At 65.5% G+C, this 16,320-nt stretch carries 17 protein-coding genes; 9 read left to right on the forward strand and 8 right to left on the reverse strand.

Translation table 11 applies throughout. From position 1 onward, the window contains the following. Positions 1–369: 369 nt before the first annotated feature. The 8 genes from arsH to ACPVPU_RS13185 all read right to left on the reverse strand — a co-directional run bounded on the left by arsH (position 370) and on the right by ACPVPU_RS13185 (position 8,494). Positions 370–1,113 (reverse strand): arsenical resistance protein ArsH, encoded by a 744-nt coding sequence (arsH, locus tag ACPVPU_RS13150; protein ID WP_448658404.1) that lies wholly within the window; start codon positions 1,111–1,113, stop codon positions 370–372. Then, a complete protein-coding gene (gene arsB / locus ACPVPU_RS13155; RefSeq protein ID WP_448658405.1) occupies positions 1,110–2,165 on the reverse strand; it encodes an ACR3 family arsenite efflux transporter in 1,056 nt (351 codons plus the stop codon). Before arsB ends, arsH begins: the two co-directional genes overlap by 4 nt. Next, positions 2,162–2,668 (reverse strand): arsenate reductase ArsC, encoded by a 507-nt coding sequence (locus ACPVPU_RS13160; RefSeq protein ID WP_448658406.1) that lies wholly within the window; start codon positions 2,666–2,668, stop codon positions 2,162–2,164. Before ACPVPU_RS13160 ends, arsB begins: the two co-directional genes overlap by 4 nt. Further along, entirely contained in the window at positions 2,658–3,026 is a 369-nt protein-coding gene (locus tag ACPVPU_RS13165) for an ArsR/SmtB family transcription factor (RefSeq protein WP_448658407.1), read from the reverse strand. Before ACPVPU_RS13165 ends, ACPVPU_RS13160 begins: the two co-directional genes overlap by 11 nt. An 89-nt stretch (positions 3,027–3,115) precedes the next feature. Further along, entirely contained in the window at positions 3,116–5,632 is a 2,517-nt protein-coding gene (ligD, locus tag ACPVPU_RS13170; RefSeq protein ID WP_448658408.1) for a DNA ligase D, read from the reverse strand. Next, positions 5,632–6,513, reverse strand: coding sequence for a non-homologous end joining protein Ku (gene ku, locus ACPVPU_RS13175; RefSeq protein ID WP_448658409.1), 882 nt, complete (start codon positions 6,511–6,513; stop codon positions 5,632–5,634). Before ku ends, ligD begins: the two co-directional genes overlap by 1 nt. Positions 6,514–6,571: 58 nt before the next feature. After that, positions 6,572–7,663 carry a DNA polymerase IV gene (gene dinB, locus ACPVPU_RS13180; protein WP_448658410.1) on the reverse strand — a complete coding sequence of 364 codons (1,092 nt, stop codon included), beginning with the start codon at positions 7,661–7,663 and terminating at the stop codon, positions 6,572–6,574. A gap of 96 nt (positions 7,664–7,759) precedes the next feature. Then, the gene (locus ACPVPU_RS13185; RefSeq protein WP_448658411.1) at positions 7,760–8,494 is read right to left on the reverse strand and encodes a Crp/Fnr family transcriptional regulator; all 735 of its coding nucleotides are present in this window, start codon (positions 8,492–8,494) and stop codon (positions 7,760–7,762) included. 181 nt (positions 8,495–8,675) lie between these two features. On the opposite strand from ACPVPU_RS13185, the gene ACPVPU_RS13190 reads away from it, so the two are divergent. The 9 genes from ACPVPU_RS13190 to ACPVPU_RS13230 all read left to right on the forward strand — a co-directional run bounded on the left by ACPVPU_RS13190 (position 8,676) and on the right by ACPVPU_RS13230 (position 16,194). Then, the gene (locus ACPVPU_RS13190) at positions 8,676–9,851 is read left to right on the forward strand and encodes a glycosyltransferase family 4 protein (protein WP_448658412.1); all 1,176 of its coding nucleotides are present in this window, start codon (positions 8,676–8,678) and stop codon (positions 9,849–9,851) included. After that, complete coding sequence (locus ACPVPU_RS13195; protein WP_448658413.1) at positions 9,848–10,759, forward strand: glycosyltransferase; 912 nt, start codon at positions 9,848–9,850, stop codon at positions 10,757–10,759. The genes ACPVPU_RS13190 and ACPVPU_RS13195 overlap by 4 nt, the downstream gene beginning before the upstream one ends. After that, entirely contained in the window at positions 10,756–11,793 is a 1,038-nt protein-coding gene (locus ACPVPU_RS13200) for a glycosyltransferase (RefSeq protein WP_448658414.1), read from the forward strand. The genes ACPVPU_RS13195 and ACPVPU_RS13200 overlap by 4 nt, the downstream gene beginning before the upstream one ends. Then, positions 11,790–12,926: an acyl-CoA dehydrogenase family protein gene (locus ACPVPU_RS13205; protein WP_448658415.1), complete on the forward strand. Its 1,137-nt coding sequence runs from the start codon at positions 11,790–11,792 to the stop codon at positions 12,924–12,926. The genes ACPVPU_RS13200 and ACPVPU_RS13205 overlap by 4 nt, the downstream gene beginning before the upstream one ends. Next, a complete protein-coding gene (locus ACPVPU_RS13210) occupies positions 12,917–13,606 on the forward strand; it encodes a PIG-L deacetylase family protein (protein WP_448658416.1) in 690 nt (229 codons plus the stop codon). Before ACPVPU_RS13205 ends, ACPVPU_RS13210 begins: the two co-directional genes overlap by 10 nt. Continuing rightward, positions 13,603–14,181 (forward strand): SAM-dependent methyltransferase, encoded by a 579-nt coding sequence (locus tag ACPVPU_RS13215; RefSeq protein ID WP_448658417.1) that lies wholly within the window; start codon positions 13,603–13,605, stop codon positions 14,179–14,181. The genes ACPVPU_RS13210 and ACPVPU_RS13215 overlap by 4 nt, the downstream gene beginning before the upstream one ends. Continuing rightward, positions 14,178–15,029, forward strand: a complete 852-nt coding sequence (locus ACPVPU_RS13220; RefSeq protein ID WP_448658418.1) for a glycosyltransferase family 2 protein — start codon at positions 14,178–14,180, stop codon at positions 15,027–15,029. Before ACPVPU_RS13215 ends, ACPVPU_RS13220 begins: the two co-directional genes overlap by 4 nt. 59 nt (positions 15,030–15,088) lie before the next feature. Further along, entirely contained in the window at positions 15,089–15,415 is a 327-nt protein-coding gene (locus tag ACPVPU_RS13225; RefSeq protein ID WP_448658419.1) for a hypothetical protein, read from the forward strand. 209 nt (positions 15,416–15,624) lie between these two features. Continuing rightward, complete coding sequence (locus tag ACPVPU_RS13230; protein ID WP_448658420.1) at positions 15,625–16,194, forward strand: NADPH-dependent FMN reductase; 570 nt, start codon at positions 15,625–15,627, stop codon at positions 16,192–16,194. Positions 16,195–16,320: the final 126 nt, after the last annotated feature.

The following is a 16,320-nucleotide window of genomic DNA, read 5'->3' on the forward strand; positions in this document are numbered from 1 at the left end:
CATAGCCGAAATAGGCCTTGTCACCGGCTCCGGCGACATTCCCGTTCCATTCGACGCCGATGTGTTTGCTCAAACCGGTTGAATTGGACCTCAGGCGAAACACGCTTGATTTGGCGGCCGCAAACCCAGGTCCGGTGCTTGTTCTGCTGGTTAGCCTATCGATCGCTTGTTTCAATGCTCGGCCAAAAGCCGCCATTCCGTTATCGGCCCACGAGCCGCTGGGCTTTTTTTGGCATCAGCGGCCGGTCGGCTTCGCGCCCCAATATCAGTCATTCAGTCGCGTTGCCCGATTTTAAGAAAGCTGCTGTTCGATTCGGTAGACTGGAATGGCGGTAACTAGGTTGGAATTTGGATGTCGCCTTCTCAGCCTTACACAATACTCGCCTCGTCCGCAGGCGTATCTACCGGTTGGTCTCGCTCGACGCGTTCGGAATAACGATCGACCAACAGGTCAGCGTGTCGGCGCAGCAGCACGGTGAAGCGCACCAGCTCCTCCATTACGTCGACGATGCGATCGTAATAGCTTGACGGCTTCATCCGCCCGGCTTCGTCGAACTCCTGATATGCCTTGGCGACCGAGGACTGGTTGGGGATGGTGAACATCCGCATCCAGCGCCCAAGGATGCGCAGGGTGTTGACCGTGTTGAAGCTCTGCGACCCTGCATTGACCTGCATCACGGCAAGGGTCCGGCCCTGCGTCGGGCGCATCCCCTTATAGGCGAGCGGCAGGTGATCGATCTGCGCCTTCATGATGCCGGTGATCGTGCCGTGCCGTTCCGGGCTGCACCAAACCTGCGCTTCGGACCACAGCGCATGGTCGCGCAACTCTTGCACCGCCGGATGATCGTCGCCCGCGACCTGATCGGGCAGCGGAAGGTCGCTTGGATCGAAGATGCGCGTCTCGCAGCCAAAGAATTGCAGCAGCCGCGCCGCCTCCTCCACCGCAAGGCGGGAGAAGGCGCGTTCGCGCAGCGAGCCGTAGAGCAGCAGCACGCGCGGCGGCGGGTCGAGCGGGCCCAGGCCGAGCGCCGGGCGGGCGTGCGCGTATTCCGGCCTGAGCGCTGGCAGGTGCGCCGGATCGGGCAGGTTGCGCAGGCGTGGATGGTCGGTCATGTCGGCTCTCCGGGAAATCGAGCGCGAGTGCGATTCGCCAGGGCGACCAGCGACAGCATCACCGGCACCTCGACCAGCACGCCGACCACCGTCGCCAGCGCAGCACCACTGGACAGGCCGAACAGCCCGATGGCGACCGCCACCGCGAGTTCGAAGAAGTTCGATGTGCCGATCAGTGCACAGGGGGCGGCGATGCTGTGCGGCACTCGCCACGCCCAGGCCCAGGCATAGGCGGCAGCGAAGATGCCATAGGATTGGATGATGATGGGGATGGCGATCAGCACGATCAGCACGGGATTGGCCAGGATCGTTCCGGCCTGAAAGGCAAAGAGCAGCACCACCGTCGCCAGCAGGCCGATGATCGACCATGGTTTCAGTCGCGCGGTGAACGCATCGACCGCCGCCCCATCGCCGCCGCGCGCCGCGATCACCCGCGCCCGCGTCCAGGCGCCCGCTGCCAGCGGGATCACGACGTACAGCACCACCGACAGCAGCAGCGTCTCCCACGGTACGACGATGTCGGTCACGCCCAGCAGCAGGGCCACGATGGGCGCAAAGGCGACGATCATCACCAGATCGTTCGCCGCGACCTGCACCAGCGTATAGGCCGGGTCGCCGCGGGTCATCTGCGACCAGACGAACACCATCGCGGTGCATGGCGCCGCGCCGAGCAGGATCAGTCCGCCGATGTATTGCTGCGCGTCCGCCCGAGGCAGCAGGTCCGCATAGAGATAATCGAAGAACAGCACGCCGAGCGCCCCCATCGTGAAGGGCTTGACCAGCCAGTTGATGACAAGGGTGATGACCAGCCCCTTGGGCTTGCGGCCGATGTCCCGGATGCTGCCGAAATCGACCCCGACCATCATCGGAAAGATCATCGCCCAGATCAGCACCGCGACGACCAGGTTGACCGAGGCATATTCGAGTTCCGCCAGCATGCCCACCGTCCCGGGCGCGGCGAGCCCCAGCCCCAGCCCTGCCAGGATGGCGAGCAGCACCCAGACCGACAGATAGCGCTCGAACAGGCCAAGCGGGGAAGCGGCGTCGCTCATGCCGCGCCTTCCATGGCGCCGATTTCGGCAAGCGCGGCCTCGAGCGCGGGCATGTCCATCGTCGCCCGGTCGAGCGCAAGGAAGGCCCGCACTCGCATGTCGAGCAGCCGCCAGGTCTCCTCAAAGGCTGCATCCACTTCGGCCTCGCTGCCGGTTGCATCGGCAGGATCGGGCAGGCCCCAATGCGCCTTTAGCGGACTGCCCGTGAACACCGGGCATGCCTCGCCTGCGGCATTGCCGCAGACGGTGATCGCAAGGTCGATGGGCGGCGCGCCGGGGGCGGTAAACTCGTCCCAGCTCTTGGAGCGGAAAGCCGCCGTGTCGATCCCCCGTCGTGCGAGCAGGCGAAGTGCGCCGGGATGGGGCACTCCCTTTGGCTTGCTCCCCGCACTGAACGCGCGCACCCGGCCCTGTCCCAATTGGTTGAACAGCGCTTCGCCCAGGATCGAGCGCGCGGAATTGCCGGTGCACAGCACCAGCACGGTAAACGCCTTATCGTTCATGCGCGGCCTCGATACGGGGTTCGCAGCCGATGCCGGTCATCAGGTCGCTACACAGTTCGGGCGCACCCTGGCAGCAATCCTGCATCAGGAAGGTCAGCAGGCGACGCATCGCGGGATAGTCCGCGCGGTAATGGATCAGGCGGCTCTCCCGTTCCGACCGCACCAGCCCAGCCCGCTCCAGCGTCGCGAGATGGTGCGACATGGTGGACGGCGGAACACCGCATTGTTCAGCGATTGCACCGGCGATCATGCCATCCGGGCCAGCCCTGACCAACATTCGGAACGCGGACAGCCGCGTCTCATGCGCCAGTGCGCCGAGCGCATCCACCGCCCAAACCTGTGTGCTGAGTCCATCCATCGCCGTTACCTTTCGAGAAATATCGAAATAACCCAATACGGAACACGCTCAAGCGATATTTCGAAAACGATCGAAGGCTGATGGGCGGTTTACACCTTCGGCAATTTCTGGACGGCATGACCCCAGCCCCGCAGCGACGGGGCCGCTGACCGTTCGATCAGGTGATCGGCATCGCCAATCGACCAGCGTCCGGCACGATCGATGCCTGCCAGTTCCTCCCATGCGATTGGCGCTGCAACCGGAGCGCCGCGCCGGGCGCGCGCCGAATAGGGAAGCACGGCCGTGGCACCGCGCTGGTTGCGCAGCCAGTCGATGAAGATCTTGTCCCTGCGTTTGGCCTTGCTCATCGTTGCGACGAACCGTTCCGGCTCGGCCATGGCCAGCGCGGTCGAGAACCGCTTCGCAAAGTCCGTATGATCCTGCCAGTCGTGACCGGGGCTAAGCGGTACGATGATATGGATGCCCTTACCCCCCGAAAGCATGGCGAAGCTGGCAAGGCCCAGGTCGGCCAGATGGTCGCGCAGATCGCCGGCAGCCCGCTTCACATCCTCGAAATCCAGCCCCTCATCGGGGTCCAGGTCGAAAATCATGCGATCCGGTCGTTCGACTTGATCGGTGTGTGCGCCCCAGGCGTGAAACTCGATCGTGCCCATCTGGACGCATTGCAACAGACCCGTGGCGTCCTCGACAAAGAGGTAATCCTCGCATCCGCCGTCCTTTTCGCGGATCGGAATCGGGTGGACATGGTCGCCCATGCTCCCGCTGTCATGCTTCTGGAAAAAGCATTGCCGCGCGCGCCCTTGCGGACATCGAACCAGGCTGATCGGCCGCCGGGCGAGATGTGCGAGCATCAGCGGGGCGACGGCCGCGTAACAGTCGGCAAGGTCGCCCTTGGTCTGGCCGCTGTCGGGGAAGATCACCCGGTCCCGGCTGGAGATCGCAACGACCGGTGTGGCGGCCGGTGGCGATGAGGCACGCTCGGGTCGCACGTCCCGCGCGGGCTTGTCGCTGCGCAGCCCCAGAAAGCTTGCGTGGCGGACGCGGCCGTCGGCGGTGAATTCCGCAAATGCGATTTCCGCGACCAGTTCCGGGCGGGTCCAGTGCGCACCCTTTGCCTCTGCCCGTGGAACGGCAACCGGCGGTGTCTTGCGAGCCAGGCGGGAAAGGCGCCGCGCCAGATCCGCCATCGTGTCGGCGTCGAACCCGGTCCCCACCTTGCCCTTGTACACCAGCTCCTCCCCCACCCGCTGCGCCAGCAACAGCGAGGCAAAGGGCCGGCCCTTTGCACTGGATTCGACCCAGCCGACGATCACGAATTCCTGGCGGCGGGTGCATTTCACCTTCACCCAGCTGGTCGTCCGGCCTGCGCGATAGGGCGCATCGATCCGCTTGGCGATGATCCCTTCCTGGCCGGCGCCGCACATCGCATCGAACAGCCGCTCTCCGGCGCCGATGACATGGTCGCTCAAGCGGATGGGCGGCCTGGCCGCGCCGAGCAACGCAGCCAGCCGTTCCTTGCGCTCGATGGCGGGCAGCGGCGTCAGGTCGGCGCCATCGAGCGAGAGCAGATCGAAGGCATGAAGATCGAGGGACTGTTCCCTGCCCTGCGCGCCCTTCCCCCGCTTCAGGACGGATTGAAGCGCGGAAAAGCTTGGGTTGCCGTCCGGCCCCGGGGCGGTGATCTCACCGTCGATCAGGCAGGATGCCAGGTCCAGCGATGCAATCGCCTCCACCAGCGCCCCGAACTTGTCGGTCCAGTCATGGCCGTTGCGGGTGTGGATGCGGACCTCCCTGCCCTTTGCCGCGACGAGCGCGCGATACCCGTCGAACTTGATCTCGTGCATCCAGTCGTTGCCGGTCGGCACATGGTCGACAAGGGTCGCCAACTGAACCGGACGAAAGGCGGGCAGAGGCGCGCGATGCCTCCGGCTGGCGGGCGCGGGCTTTGCCTCGTCCTTCTCCAGCTGCGCCATTGTCGCGGCGATCGGTTTCTCTTCTGCGCCGGGTTTGGTTCCCTCCCTGGGCGGTTCGTCTGCGGCGATCTCCGCCATCGAGCGGCCCGTCAAAACGCTGGTCAGGCACCGTTCGATCAGGTCGCCGCGCGCGCCCGCATGATCGTCGGCAATCTTGCGCAGCAGCCAGTTTTCCCGCTTCTCGCCCGGCTTGCCCCGCATCCTGACCAGCAGCCATTCGCCCTTCATTCGCTCGCCGGACAGGTGAAAATGCAGATGGCCCTGTTCGATATCCGACGCGGACTTCCCCTCGATCGGTGTCCAGGTTCCCCGATCCCACAGCATCACGGTGCCGCCGCCATATTCGCGCCTGGGGATCACGCCTTCGAATTCGGCATAGCTGAGCGGATGATCCTCGGTGCAGACGGCCAGCCTTTTGTCCGCCGGATCGAGCGAGGGACCGGCGGTGACCGCCCAGCTTTTCAGTACGCCGTCCAGTTCCAGCCGCAAATCCCAATGCAGGCGGGTGGCGTCGTGCTTCTGAACGATGAACCGGTTGCCGCGCGTCGTTTCGCGCTTGCCAGCCGGCTCCGGCGTCGCCGCGAAATCGCGGCGGCGATTATATTCCGCCAGCGGGTCGGCGCGCCGCGGCATCAGGCCCGCTTCCGACTGGACGCCTTTGGCTTCGCGTCCGCCTTCGCCGGGGCCTTCTTGGCAGCCGCAGTCTTTCGCCCACTGCCCTTCTTGTCGTCCACCGATGCTTTCAGGGCGGCCATCAGGTCGATGACATTGGATTTGCCGCCGGCCCCAGCCGGCTCATCGACCTCTTCCAGCACCCGCTTGCCCTTGGACTTGGCCTTTTTCTCGATCAGCCTGTGCAGGGCATCGACATAGCGGTTGTGAAAGTCTGCGGGATTGAAGTCGCCCGCCTTCTTGTCGATCAGCGAGGTAGCCAGATCGAGCAGCTCGGCATCGGGTTTGGCATCGCCGATGTCGCGGAAAAACCCGCTCGCGCGGTTAACCTCGTCGGCATATCGCAGCGTTTCGAGGATCAGGCCGCGACCGCATGGCTTCAGGCTGACGAGCAATTCCTGGCCCCGCACCGCCAGCTGGCCCAGCCCGACCTTGCGGCTTTTGCGCAGCGCCTCGCGCAGCACGATATACGCTTCCTCGGCCAGTTCGTCGGCGGGCACGACGAAGTACGGCTTTTCGTAATAAAGGACATCGATCGCATCGGCATCGACGAACTGGACGAGTTCCAGCGTCCGCTTCGATTCCAGCTTTACCGCCTCGATTTCCTCTTCATCGAGCAGGACGTAACTGCCCTTGGCCAGTTCATACCCCTTGATGATGTCGTCCCGGTCGATCGGACCGATGCCGGGCACCACCTTTTCATATTTGATGGGCTTGCCCGACGGTTCGTGGATCTGGCGAAAGCTGATCGCCGCGCCGGATTTGGTGGCCGAATAGATTTCCACCGGGATGGAAACCAGCGCCAGCCGGATCTGTCCCCGCCAATATGCCCGTGCCGCCATGGCCATGCCCCTTGTTCCAGAGAGTCGGAATCGCAGGGCGAACGGGATTGTTCCGGGGTCATTCGCCGACAGCGGCAAAGATGGGCAGACCGACCGCGTCGGGCGGCGATGGGTCGGCGAAATTGGATATCGTCACGCCCACCAGCCTTATCCCCTTGGGGGTCGGCAGAACCGATTGCGTCAGCTCGGTCGCAGCGTGCCGAAGCGCGTCCTGCGTTGCGACGGCAACGGGATGGCTGCGACTGCGCGTGATCTGCTGGAAATCGGCAAATTTGATCTTCACCGTCACCGTGCGGCCGAACGACTGGCGGGATTGACACCAGCCCCACACATCATCGGCCATGCGGCAGACGCCTGCCTTGATCTCGTCGGGATCGAACAGGTCGCGGTCAAAGGTCGTCTCCGATCCCGAAGACTTGCGGACCCGGTCCGGGTTCACCGGGCGATCGTCCTGGCCGCGCGAGATGCCGTAATACCATTCGGCCGAACTGCCGAAGTGGCGCCGAAGGAACTCCAAAGGCTTGGCGCGCAGGTCGGCACCGGTTTCGATGCCCAGCGCCTTCATCTTGGCGGCAGTCACCGGGCCGACGCCGTGGAAACGGGCGACCGGCAGCGTCTCGACCCAGGCAGCGCCCATGTCGGGCGTCACCGCGAACTGGCCATCGGGCTTGCGATGGTCGGATGCCAGCTTTGCCAGGAACTTGTTGTAGGAAATGCCAGCCGATGCGGTCAGGCCCGTTTCCGCAAGGATCGCCGCGCGGATTTCCTTGGCCGTCAGCCATGCGGTCGCAATGCCCCGCTTGTTGTCGGTCACGTCCAGATAGGCTTCGTCCAGCGACAGGGGCTGGATCAGGTCGGTATAGCGCGCAAAGATTGTGTGGATCTGGCGCGAGACGTCTCGGTACACATCGAAGCGCGGCGGCACGAACACCAGCTCCGGGCAGCGCCGCAGTGCGGTGACCGATGGCAAGGCCGACCTTACCCCGAACTTGCGTGCCTCATAGCTTGCCGCCGCCACCACTCCGCGCGCCGCAGCATGGCCGACCGCCACCGGGCGCCCGCGCAGAGACGGATCGTCGCGCTGTTCGACAGAGGCAAAGAACGCGTCCATGTCGACGTGAATGATCTTGCGGATGCCCGGACCGGCCATCGCGCCGACCTAGCAGTTCAGGAACGGAATGGGAACGCCCGGCCGACGCCTAATCCCGCAATGCGATCATGCCCCCTCCACCGACCCGCCGTTAGATCAGTCCGTCCAACGCGCCTTCGGAGCGGTTTTCAGATACAGGTAATGCGGATCGAAATGGCCGCGGCGGGCCAGCGCTGCGGGATTGATCAGGGTTACGCTGCCCGACTTGAACTGGCAAAGCTCGCCCTCGCGCAACTGCCGCAGCACGCGGTTGACATGTTCCGGGGTCAGGCCGCACACCTCGGCGATATCGGTCTGGGTCATCGGCAGCTGAAAGGTCTCGCCATCGCTCAGCCCCGCGCTTTCCAGCCGCGCGTTCATTTCGCAGAACAGGTGGGCGACGCGGCCGACCGCATCCAGCCTGCCGACGCGGAACAGCCACGCACGGTGCAGGGCCGCATCCAGCAGCGTCGAAAACCACAGCTTGCGCGACAGGTCTTCATGCCCCTCCAACACGGCTTTCAGCGCGTCATGCGGGACGATCGCCACCTCGCACCGGGTCAGGGTGCCGATGCTGTGGTCGAGTTCGCGCATCGGATAGGCGTGAAGGTCGACGAATTCGCCCGCGACATGCACCGCAACCAATTGCCTGAGCCCCGCCGGATCGTCGATGTAGCGCGACATGAACCCCCGGACGAGCAGCGTGCTGCTGGTCACGCGCTCGCCCGCTTCGATCACCGTCGTGCGCGCATCGACGATCCGCACCTCGCTGACCGCGCCGTCCAGCAGGCGCAACTCTTCGGCCGTCAGTTCGAATCCGCGTCGGTTCGTCAGAAATCGGTCAAAAATCATGCCATGCTCCGGCCGCTGCATCGCCCAGCGTAGCGATGCCTTTCACGGCGATGGACCTAAATCTCATTGATAATAATCAAGTTCCGTATCGGTAGCGCAACTTTCGGTGCCGCGGGGGATTGGTGCGGAGTGATGGCCGCTGCACCGTGCGGCGCCCGCACGCTCGACGGAAAGGATGTGGATGTCGATCCCCTACCCTGCGTGCGGGGCTGGCCTGCCATCCGCTGCGCCGCTGAAGATCGGCGTCATCGCTCACCTGAAATATCCGATCGCCGAACCCTTTGCCGGCGGGCTGGAAATGCATACCGATCTGCTGGTGCGCCAGCTTCGGGCCAATGGTCATGCCGTGACCCTGTTCGCGGCCGATGGCTCGGACCATCGGCTGAATGTCGAGCCCATCTGCCGCCGGACCGCAATCGACGGCGTCGGCACGGCAGAGGCCAACGACATCGCCTTTTTCCGCGAGCATCACGCCTATCTGCAATTGATGACGATGCTGCGTGGGCGCGATTTCGACATCATCCACAACAATTCGCTCCATTATCTGCCGATCGCGATGGCCGACACGCTGCCCGTGCCGATGGTCACCGTGCTGCACACGCCGCCCTTTTGCTGGCTGGAAAGCGGCGTTCGATCGTCCAGCGCCGCGAACCTCAGCTTTGTCGGCGTGTCGCATGCCGTTGCCCGGATGTGGAACCATGTCGTCGCTGCCGACCGCGTCATCCATAACGGCATCGACCTGAACCAGTTCGGCTTTGCGCCCGATGCCGATTTCGACCCATATCTGATCTGGTATGGCCGGATCGTTCCCGAAAAGGGCACGCATCTGGCGATCCAGGCGGCGCTTTCGACCCCCTATCGGCTGCGCATCGCCGGGCCGATCACCGACCGGCACTATTTCGATACCGAAGTCGCACCTCTGCTGGGCGATCAGATCCGGTATGAAGGGCATCTCAACCATGATCGCCTCGCGCAGTTGATCGGTGGTGCGCGGGCCGCGCTGGTGACGCCGCGCTGGGATGAACCTTATGGCCTTGTCGTGGCCGAGGCGCTGGCCTGCGGCGTGCCCATTGCCGCATTCGATCGGGGTGCCATTGCCGAAATCGTCACGGCTGAAACCGGCGTGCTCGCTCCGCCGGACGATGCCCATGCGCTTGGGCAGGCCGCGATGCAGGCCGCAACGCTCGATCGCGCCGCTTGCCGGAAGCGCGCCGAGACTTTTTGCGACGCTACCGTCATGACGGCCGCTTATGAAGCGCTTTACCGCGATTGCATTCGACAGGCCGGACAATCCCTGCATCACCAACTCCCCATCCCGGCGCATCGGCAGCAGGCCGCCGGTCAGGCCTACGCATGACGCGCCCGGTTTGCGTCTGCATCCCCGCCCGAAACGAGGCGCCGCGCCTGCCGCTCCTGATCCAGGCGTTGGCCGATCAGACGGGCGAGGACCCGCTTTTCGTAAGCGTTGCGCTGAACAACTGCGACGACGGATCGGCGATGCTGCTCGACCGGCTCGCCCGCACCCATGCAGGCCAGCTGACATTGAGCGTCGTCGACATCCGGTTCGACGATCCGCAGCCCAATGCAGGCGCTGCGCGGGCACTGGCGATGGATGCGGGTGCGACCCTGCTGCGCGATCAGCCGGGTGCGGTTCTGATTTCGACCGATGCCGATACTCGCCCGCCCCGGGACTGGGTGTCGGCAAATCGCGCAGCGATCGATGGCGGCCTTGATCTGGTCGGTGGCCGGCTGGTGATCGACGATCGGGAACCGATGCCGCCGATGCTGGCCGAACGTCGGCTTCGCTGGGATGCCTATTGGGCCGAAGTGCGCTCAATCGAAGATGCGATCGATCCCGTCGCCTGGGATGCGCCGCCCCGCCATGGGGACCATAGCGGTGCCAGCCTGGCGATCACGGTCGAATGGTACCGGCGCTGCGGCGGCGTGCCGAAGGTGCGGACCGGTGAGGACCGTGCGCTGGTTGCGACGGCACTGGGTCTGGGTGCGCGGCTCGGCCATCCATTGACTGTCTGGACGCGGGTATCGCCGCGCACCGTGGGACGCGCGGAGGCGGGCATGGCGGCCGCGATGCAGGCGCTCGCAAGTGACGAGGGCCTGTATGCGCCGGCGCTCGACCATTGGCGCAATCGCGCCCGGTGGCGACGCGCGCTGCGCGATCGTGGCCGGGCGGCAGACATACCTGCGCTCGAACATGCGCTTGCGCCGATGCCGCATGACTGGTTGTTGCCAGCGGAGGCGGCATGACCCGCCTGATCGGCTATTATGTCCATCACCACGGCGCTGGCCACCAGCACCGCGCCCGATCGATTGCAACAGCGATGCAGGGCCCGATTACGCTGATCGGCACCGGGGTGTCGCCGATAGATGCGATCGACACGCTCGACCTGCCGGATGATCGGCAACCCGACGGTCCCGCGTTCGATGGCCGTGACGGCCAGGCGCATCGGCCCGACGCGCTGCATTATGCCCCCCATGACCATCCCGGCATCCGCGCGCGGGTGGCAGCCATTGCCGGCTGGATCGCCGAGGCCCGCCCGGCGTTGATGGTGGTCGATGTGTCGGTGGAGATCGCCATGCTCGCCCGGCTGTGTTCGGTGCCGACAGTGTATGTCCGGTTGAGCGGCGATCGTAGCGATCCGGCGCATCTTGACGCTTTTCGCGGGGCGACGGCTCTGCTGGCACCGTTCGACCGGCACCTCGACCAGCCCGGGTTGCCGGATTGGGTTATCGACAAGACCCAGTATTTCGCCGGGCTGGGCCAGGATCGTCCGGCTCCCCCGGCCGATCGATCCGGGTTGCTGTTCGTCCTGGGACGGGGTGGTGGCCCGCTAGATGGGGGCCGCTTTGTCGCAATCGCCCGCGCCAATCCCGACCTGGAAATCGCTGTTGCAGGGGACGTGCCCGAATTGCCCGATTGCCCGCCAAACCTCCGCCTGCTTGGCTGGATCGACGATGTTCCCGCTGCGATCGCGGCGTCGAGCTGCGTCGCCGGGGGGGCAGGCGACGGGCTGGTCGGTCAGGTCCTGGCGACGGCCACGCCGTTCATCTGCCTGCCCGAACCGCGCCCTTATGGCGAACAGACCGCCAAGGCGGCTGCGCTCTCCGCATTGAATGCCGCGCTGGTGCTGGATGCATGGCCGCTGCCCGAACAATGGAACGCGCTGGTCATGCAGGCGGTGGATCGCGCCGCCCGTCGCCCCGCCGATCTGCATGACCCCCGGGGTGCTGCAAAGGCAGCTGCCTGGATCGAGGCCCTGGCCGATCGCGTCGCCGCATGACCCTGCCCTCTCGCCTCGACCCGCCAGCCGGCGACCCACTCGCCGACCTGATCGTCCGCACCGACGCGATCCTGCCGGCACTCATCGAGCTGGGCATGGGGTATGACGCTGCGCCAGCCTATCCCCACGATAGCGTGGCCATGCTGCACGATGCGGGCTTGCTGTTCGCCTTTGCCCCCCCGGAATCCGGCGGGATCGCATGGTTGGACGAGGCCGGCCGCCACCGCGCCATGTTCGAGGTTCTGCGCCGGATCGGCCGCGCCGATCTGAGCATCGGTCGCCTGTATGAAGGGCATGTCAACGCCCTGTTGCTCTACGACTGGTTCGGCGACGCCGCCCAGCGCGCCTGGCTGGGGTCGCAATTGGCAGCGGGCAGCATCTTCGGCGTGTGGGCGAGCGAACCCAGCCCCGGCGTCCGCCTGATCGGGGATCCTCAACCGTCCGTCCTGTCGGGGGCAAAGCATTTTGCCAGCGGGGCGGGCGGCAATGCCTATGCAATCGTGACCGCAGAATGTGTCGGCATGCACCGTCGCCTTGTCACCGTGCGCGCCGATGACCAGGCGCGGACCGACAATAGCCGCTGGCGCGTGCGCGGTATGCGAGCGACGATGAGCGGCAGCTATACGCTCGACGGGATCGAGCCGGATGCCGTCGCCATGCTGGGGCAACCGGGCGACTATGATCTGGAGCCGCGCTTCACCGCCGGTGCCTGGCGGTTCTGCGCGGTGCAACTGGGCGGTGTCGAGGCGCTGGTTCAGGCGATCCGGTCCGATCTTTCTGCGGCGGCGATCGACAGCCCTGTGGCACGCGCCCGGTTCGCCGATGCCGTGGTCGCGGCTCGCACGGCCTGTCTGTGGGTAGGACAGGCGATGGAGCGCGCCTCCCGCGACGACGACGACGCCATCCCCTTCGTGCTGATGACCCGCGGCGTGGTCGAGCGGGCGGCGCTGGACCTGATCGAGATTGCCAGCCGCCTGTTGGGGACACGCAGCGCGATGGAGGGCAACCGCGCGGACAAGATCATCCGCGACCTCAGCCTGTATCTGCGTCAGGCCGGGCCGGATCACGCCCGCGACCGCGCTGCAACCGCGTGGCTCGATCACGACGCATGGGGCGAGGACGCATGGTGGTGATGCGTGCTGCCCGCCTGCTGACCCGAGGGTACGGCTCGCGCAACCGCCTGCTGGTGCTCGCCCCCCACCCGGATGACGAGACGCTGGGCGCGGCTGCGCTGATCCATCAGGCGATTGCCGAGGGCTGGTACGGCACGACCGTCTATCTGACCGATGGCGGTGCCTCTCACCCCACCTCGGACCCTTCGGCTCGCGCTCGGCTGGTGCGGGCGCGGCGGCGGGAGGCGCGGCTGGCGCTCGCCCGGCTTGGCGACAAGCGGGCCATGCTGCCGCCGACGCTCGGCTGGCGCGATGCTGAGCCGTTTGCCGACGGATCATCCGAACATCGTCGCACCGTCCGCCGGCTGACCGCCTGGTGCACACGATACCGCATCGGCAGGATCGCAGTGACGTCGCCGCGCGACCCCCACTGCGATCATGGTGCCGCCGCCACGCTGGCCCATGCGGTCCGCACAGCCGCACGCTCGCCGATTCGCATCCTGGAATATGGCATATGGTCGGGCGGCGGCGGTGACGCGGGCCGCTATTGGCGAAGCCGACCGCTCACGCCCGGCATCCGCCGTACCGCGCTCGCCGCGCACCGCAGCCAGCGTTCGGCCGCGTACGGCCCCGGCTTTCGCCTGCCGATGCAGGCCGGCTGGTCCCCCGCCCATGACAGGTTCCACGAGGCGCGCCGATGACGCGCGACAGCCTTGGCCCAGACTATTTCGAAGGCATCTTTCGGGGGGACAGCGATCCTTGGGGCCTTGAATCGAGCGCCTATGAACATGCCAAGTTCGACGCGACGGTCGCTGCACTCGTCGAAAGGCGCTATCGGTTGGGGCTGGAAGTCGGCTGCGCGAACGGCGCGCTGACCGAACGGATCGCGCCGCAGTGCGACCGATTGGCTGCCATCGACATCAGCAAGACCGCCGTCACCGCTGCCCGCGAACGGATGCGCCGCGAACCCTCGGTTGACGTCCGATGCATGCGCTTTCCCGACGAACAGCCCGACGGATGCTTCGATCTGATCCTCCTGTCCGAAGTCGCCTATTACTGGAGCGATGCCGATCTTGCCGCCGCAGGCGAATTCATCGCGCGCGCGCTGGCGGATGACGGCGATGTCCTGCTCGTCCACTATACCGGCGAAACCGACTATCCCCAGACGGCGGACGATGCGGTCGATAAGCTGCGCGCCGCGATCCGCCGCGACCTGATCATTGCCCGGCACGACCGGGCCGAACGCTACCGGCTTGACCTGTGGCGCGCCGGATGACCGGCGTCAGCGTTCTCACCCTGGTCAAGAACCGCGCCGCGCACCTTCAGCGGCTGGTGGAGGGCCTTGCGCGCAGCACGCGCCCGCCGGACGAGCTGATCGTCGTCGACATGGCCAGCAATCCGCCGATCACGCTGCCGCCCCAGCCCTTTCCGGTTCGCACCGCGCTCCTGGATCGCCCGGGCCTGCCCCTGGCAGAGGCACGGAACCTTGCCGCCAGCCTCGCCAGCGCGCCGCTCCTGGTCTTTCTGGACGTGGACTGCATTCCCGCCGCAGGGCTGATCGAAACGATGGAAGCGGCGAATGCGAACCACGCCGCCCTGCTGAGCGCAGAGGTTCGGTACCTGCCGCCCGGTCCCGTCGCGGACGGGTGGACGGAAACGCACCTTCTTGCGCGCGCAATCCCCCATCCGGCCCGCCGATTTCCCGAACCCGGCCAATCGGTCGCCGCCGATCATGCACTGTTCTGGTCGCTCGCCTTCGGGATCACCGCCGATCGGTTCGCCGCCATCGCTGGCTTCGATGCCGATTTCACCGGCTATGGGGCAGAGGACACCGATTTCGCCTTTCGTCTTCGCCGTGCCGGTGTTGACCACCAGCTGATCGGCGGAGTCGGTGCGTTCCATCAGCATCACGCCGCGCACGATCCACCGCTGCAGCATTTCGCGGATATCATCGGCAACGCCCGCCGTTTCCACCATCGCTGGCAGCTTTGGCCGATGGAAGGATGGCTGGACGCATTTCAGGCGATGGGCCTGATCGAGCGCAGCGGCGATGCCATCGACATCATGCGGATGCCCACCCCGGACGAGTTGGCCGACAGCCGGGTGGATCGCCCCTTCTCATAGCCGCCGGAGAGAACAATTAATGATCCGCCTAAACAATTCAGATATGAAATGAACGAATATTGTTCCAAAATATTCAATGTGGTTTATTTGATAACTTGATAATTATCAATTGTTACGCAAGCGTGGATATCTTAGATATATTTTGGCCATCCGATCAAAATATTGCCTGGAGACAGGACATGACGTCTGAGGATCAATCCTATTACCGCAAGCGCGCACAGCAGGAGCGGGAACGTGCTGCCGCCTGCGAAGACAGCAGCGTTGCGATGGCTCATCTGAAAATGGCTGACGAATATGAACGGCGGCTCCTGGCCAAGCCGACGGAATATGGTCCGGATGGTCGGGTGAAAAGGGCAAGCCATACGGCACGCCAATTGCCGGCGTGACCAACTCCACGATCGACCTTACCCGAACGGCTATCCGCCCCCGGTGGTCCTCCGGTACACACTGGCCTGATTTTGTCGCGATCCACCCAAAAGGATGAACCCCCGCGCACGGGTGCCGGCCCGGGTTGACGCGAAGCGCCCAGTGCCCAATCCGCCAGGACTGTATCGAATCGGCCGATGCACGGACGGGCGAGGGGGACTGAGCGGGAATGAAGATCGTTGGCATTGGCGGCACCGCCCGCGCTGAATCCTCGACCGAACGGGCGCTCCGTCTTGCGCTGGCGGCTGCCGAAGCTGCTGGTGCGGAAACCACCCTGTTCGGTGGTCAAGAGCTCGCCGCCCTGCCCCATTATCTGACGCCTGCGTCCGCTGCGGACGGCACGGGGGCTGCGCTGGTCGAAGCGGTTCGATCCGCCGACGGTGTGATTATCGCCAGCCCCGGCTATCACGGATCCGTGTCGGGCATCGTCAAGAATGCGCTGGATTATCTCGAGGAAACGTCCCGCGACGCGCGGCCCTATCTGGACGGGATGCCGGTCGGCCTGATCGTTACCGCCTATGGCTGGCAGGCGACGGGCAGCACGCTGGCCGCGCTGCGCTCGATCGCGCACGCACTGCGCGGATGGCCGACGCCGCTGGGCGTCACGATCAATTCGTCGCTGTGCCAGTTCGATGATGTGCAGTGCAGCGATGACGGCGTTGCAGCGCAGCTGCAAACGCTCGGCCATCAGGTCCTTGCCTTTGCCGATCTTAAGCGCCGGGCGCTGATCGACGGCTGACCCCCGCCGCTGCGATACGGGCAGCGGCGGTTTTCCGACGAATGTCGCCTGGAACCGTGGCACGCTGGGCCGTGCCGCGCATGGATATCGGCGCGGGGCAAAGCCGGCTACTTTGTCAAGTTGTTA

It is taken from the genome of Sphingomonas paludis (assembly GCF_053502515.1).

Excerpts from the sequence above, each read along its gene's own strand:
- ku (WP_448658409.1), bottom strand. The coding sequence starts at position 6,513 with ATGGCGGCACGGGCATATTGGCGGGGACAGATCCGGCTGGCGCTGGTT.
- ACPVPU_RS13160 (WP_448658406.1), bottom strand. The coding sequence starts at position 2,668 with ATGAACGATAAGGCGTTTACCGTGCTGGTGCTGTGCACCGGCAATTCC.
- ACPVPU_RS13230 (WP_448658420.1), top strand. The coding sequence starts at position 15,625 with ATGAAGATCGTTGGCATTGGCGGCACCGCCCGCGCTGAATCCTCGACC.
- ACPVPU_RS13215 (WP_448658417.1), top strand. The coding sequence starts at position 13,603 with ATGACGCGCGACAGCCTTGGCCCAGACTATTTCGAAGGCATCTTTCGG.
- ACPVPU_RS13165 (WP_448658407.1), bottom strand. The coding sequence starts at position 3,026 with ATGGATGGACTCAGCACACAGGTTTGGGCGGTGGATGCGCTCGGCGCA.
- ACPVPU_RS13205 (WP_448658415.1), top strand. The coding sequence starts at position 11,790 with ATGACCCTGCCCTCTCGCCTCGACCCGCCAGCCGGCGACCCACTCGCC.
- ACPVPU_RS13185 (WP_448658411.1), bottom strand. The coding sequence starts at position 8,494 with ATGATTTTTGACCGATTTCTGACGAACCGACGCGGATTCGAACTGACG.
- ACPVPU_RS13200 (WP_448658414.1), top strand. The coding sequence starts at position 10,756 with ATGACCCGCCTGATCGGCTATTATGTCCATCACCACGGCGCTGGCCAC.
- dinB (WP_448658410.1), bottom strand. The coding sequence starts at position 7,663 with ATGGCCGGTCCGGGCATCCGCAAGATCATTCACGTCGACATGGACGCG.
- ACPVPU_RS13190 (WP_448658412.1), top strand. The coding sequence starts at position 8,676 with ATGTCGATCCCCTACCCTGCGTGCGGGGCTGGCCTGCCATCCGCTGCG.
- ACPVPU_RS13195 (WP_448658413.1), top strand. The coding sequence starts at position 9,848 with ATGACGCGCCCGGTTTGCGTCTGCATCCCCGCCCGAAACGAGGCGCCG.
- ACPVPU_RS13220 (WP_448658418.1), top strand. The coding sequence starts at position 14,178 with ATGACCGGCGTCAGCGTTCTCACCCTGGTCAAGAACCGCGCCGCGCAC.
- arsH (WP_448658404.1), bottom strand. The coding sequence starts at position 1,113 with ATGACCGACCATCCACGCCTGCGCAACCTGCCCGATCCGGCGCACCTG.
- ACPVPU_RS13210 (WP_448658416.1), top strand. The coding sequence starts at position 12,917 with ATGGTGGTGATGCGTGCTGCCCGCCTGCTGACCCGAGGGTACGGCTCG.
- arsB (WP_448658405.1), bottom strand. The coding sequence starts at position 2,165 with ATGAGCGACGCCGCTTCCCCGCTTGGCCTGTTCGAGCGCTATCTGTCG.
- ligD (WP_448658408.1), bottom strand. The coding sequence starts at position 5,632 with ATGCCGCGGCGCGCCGACCCGCTGGCGGAATATAATCGCCGCCGCGAT.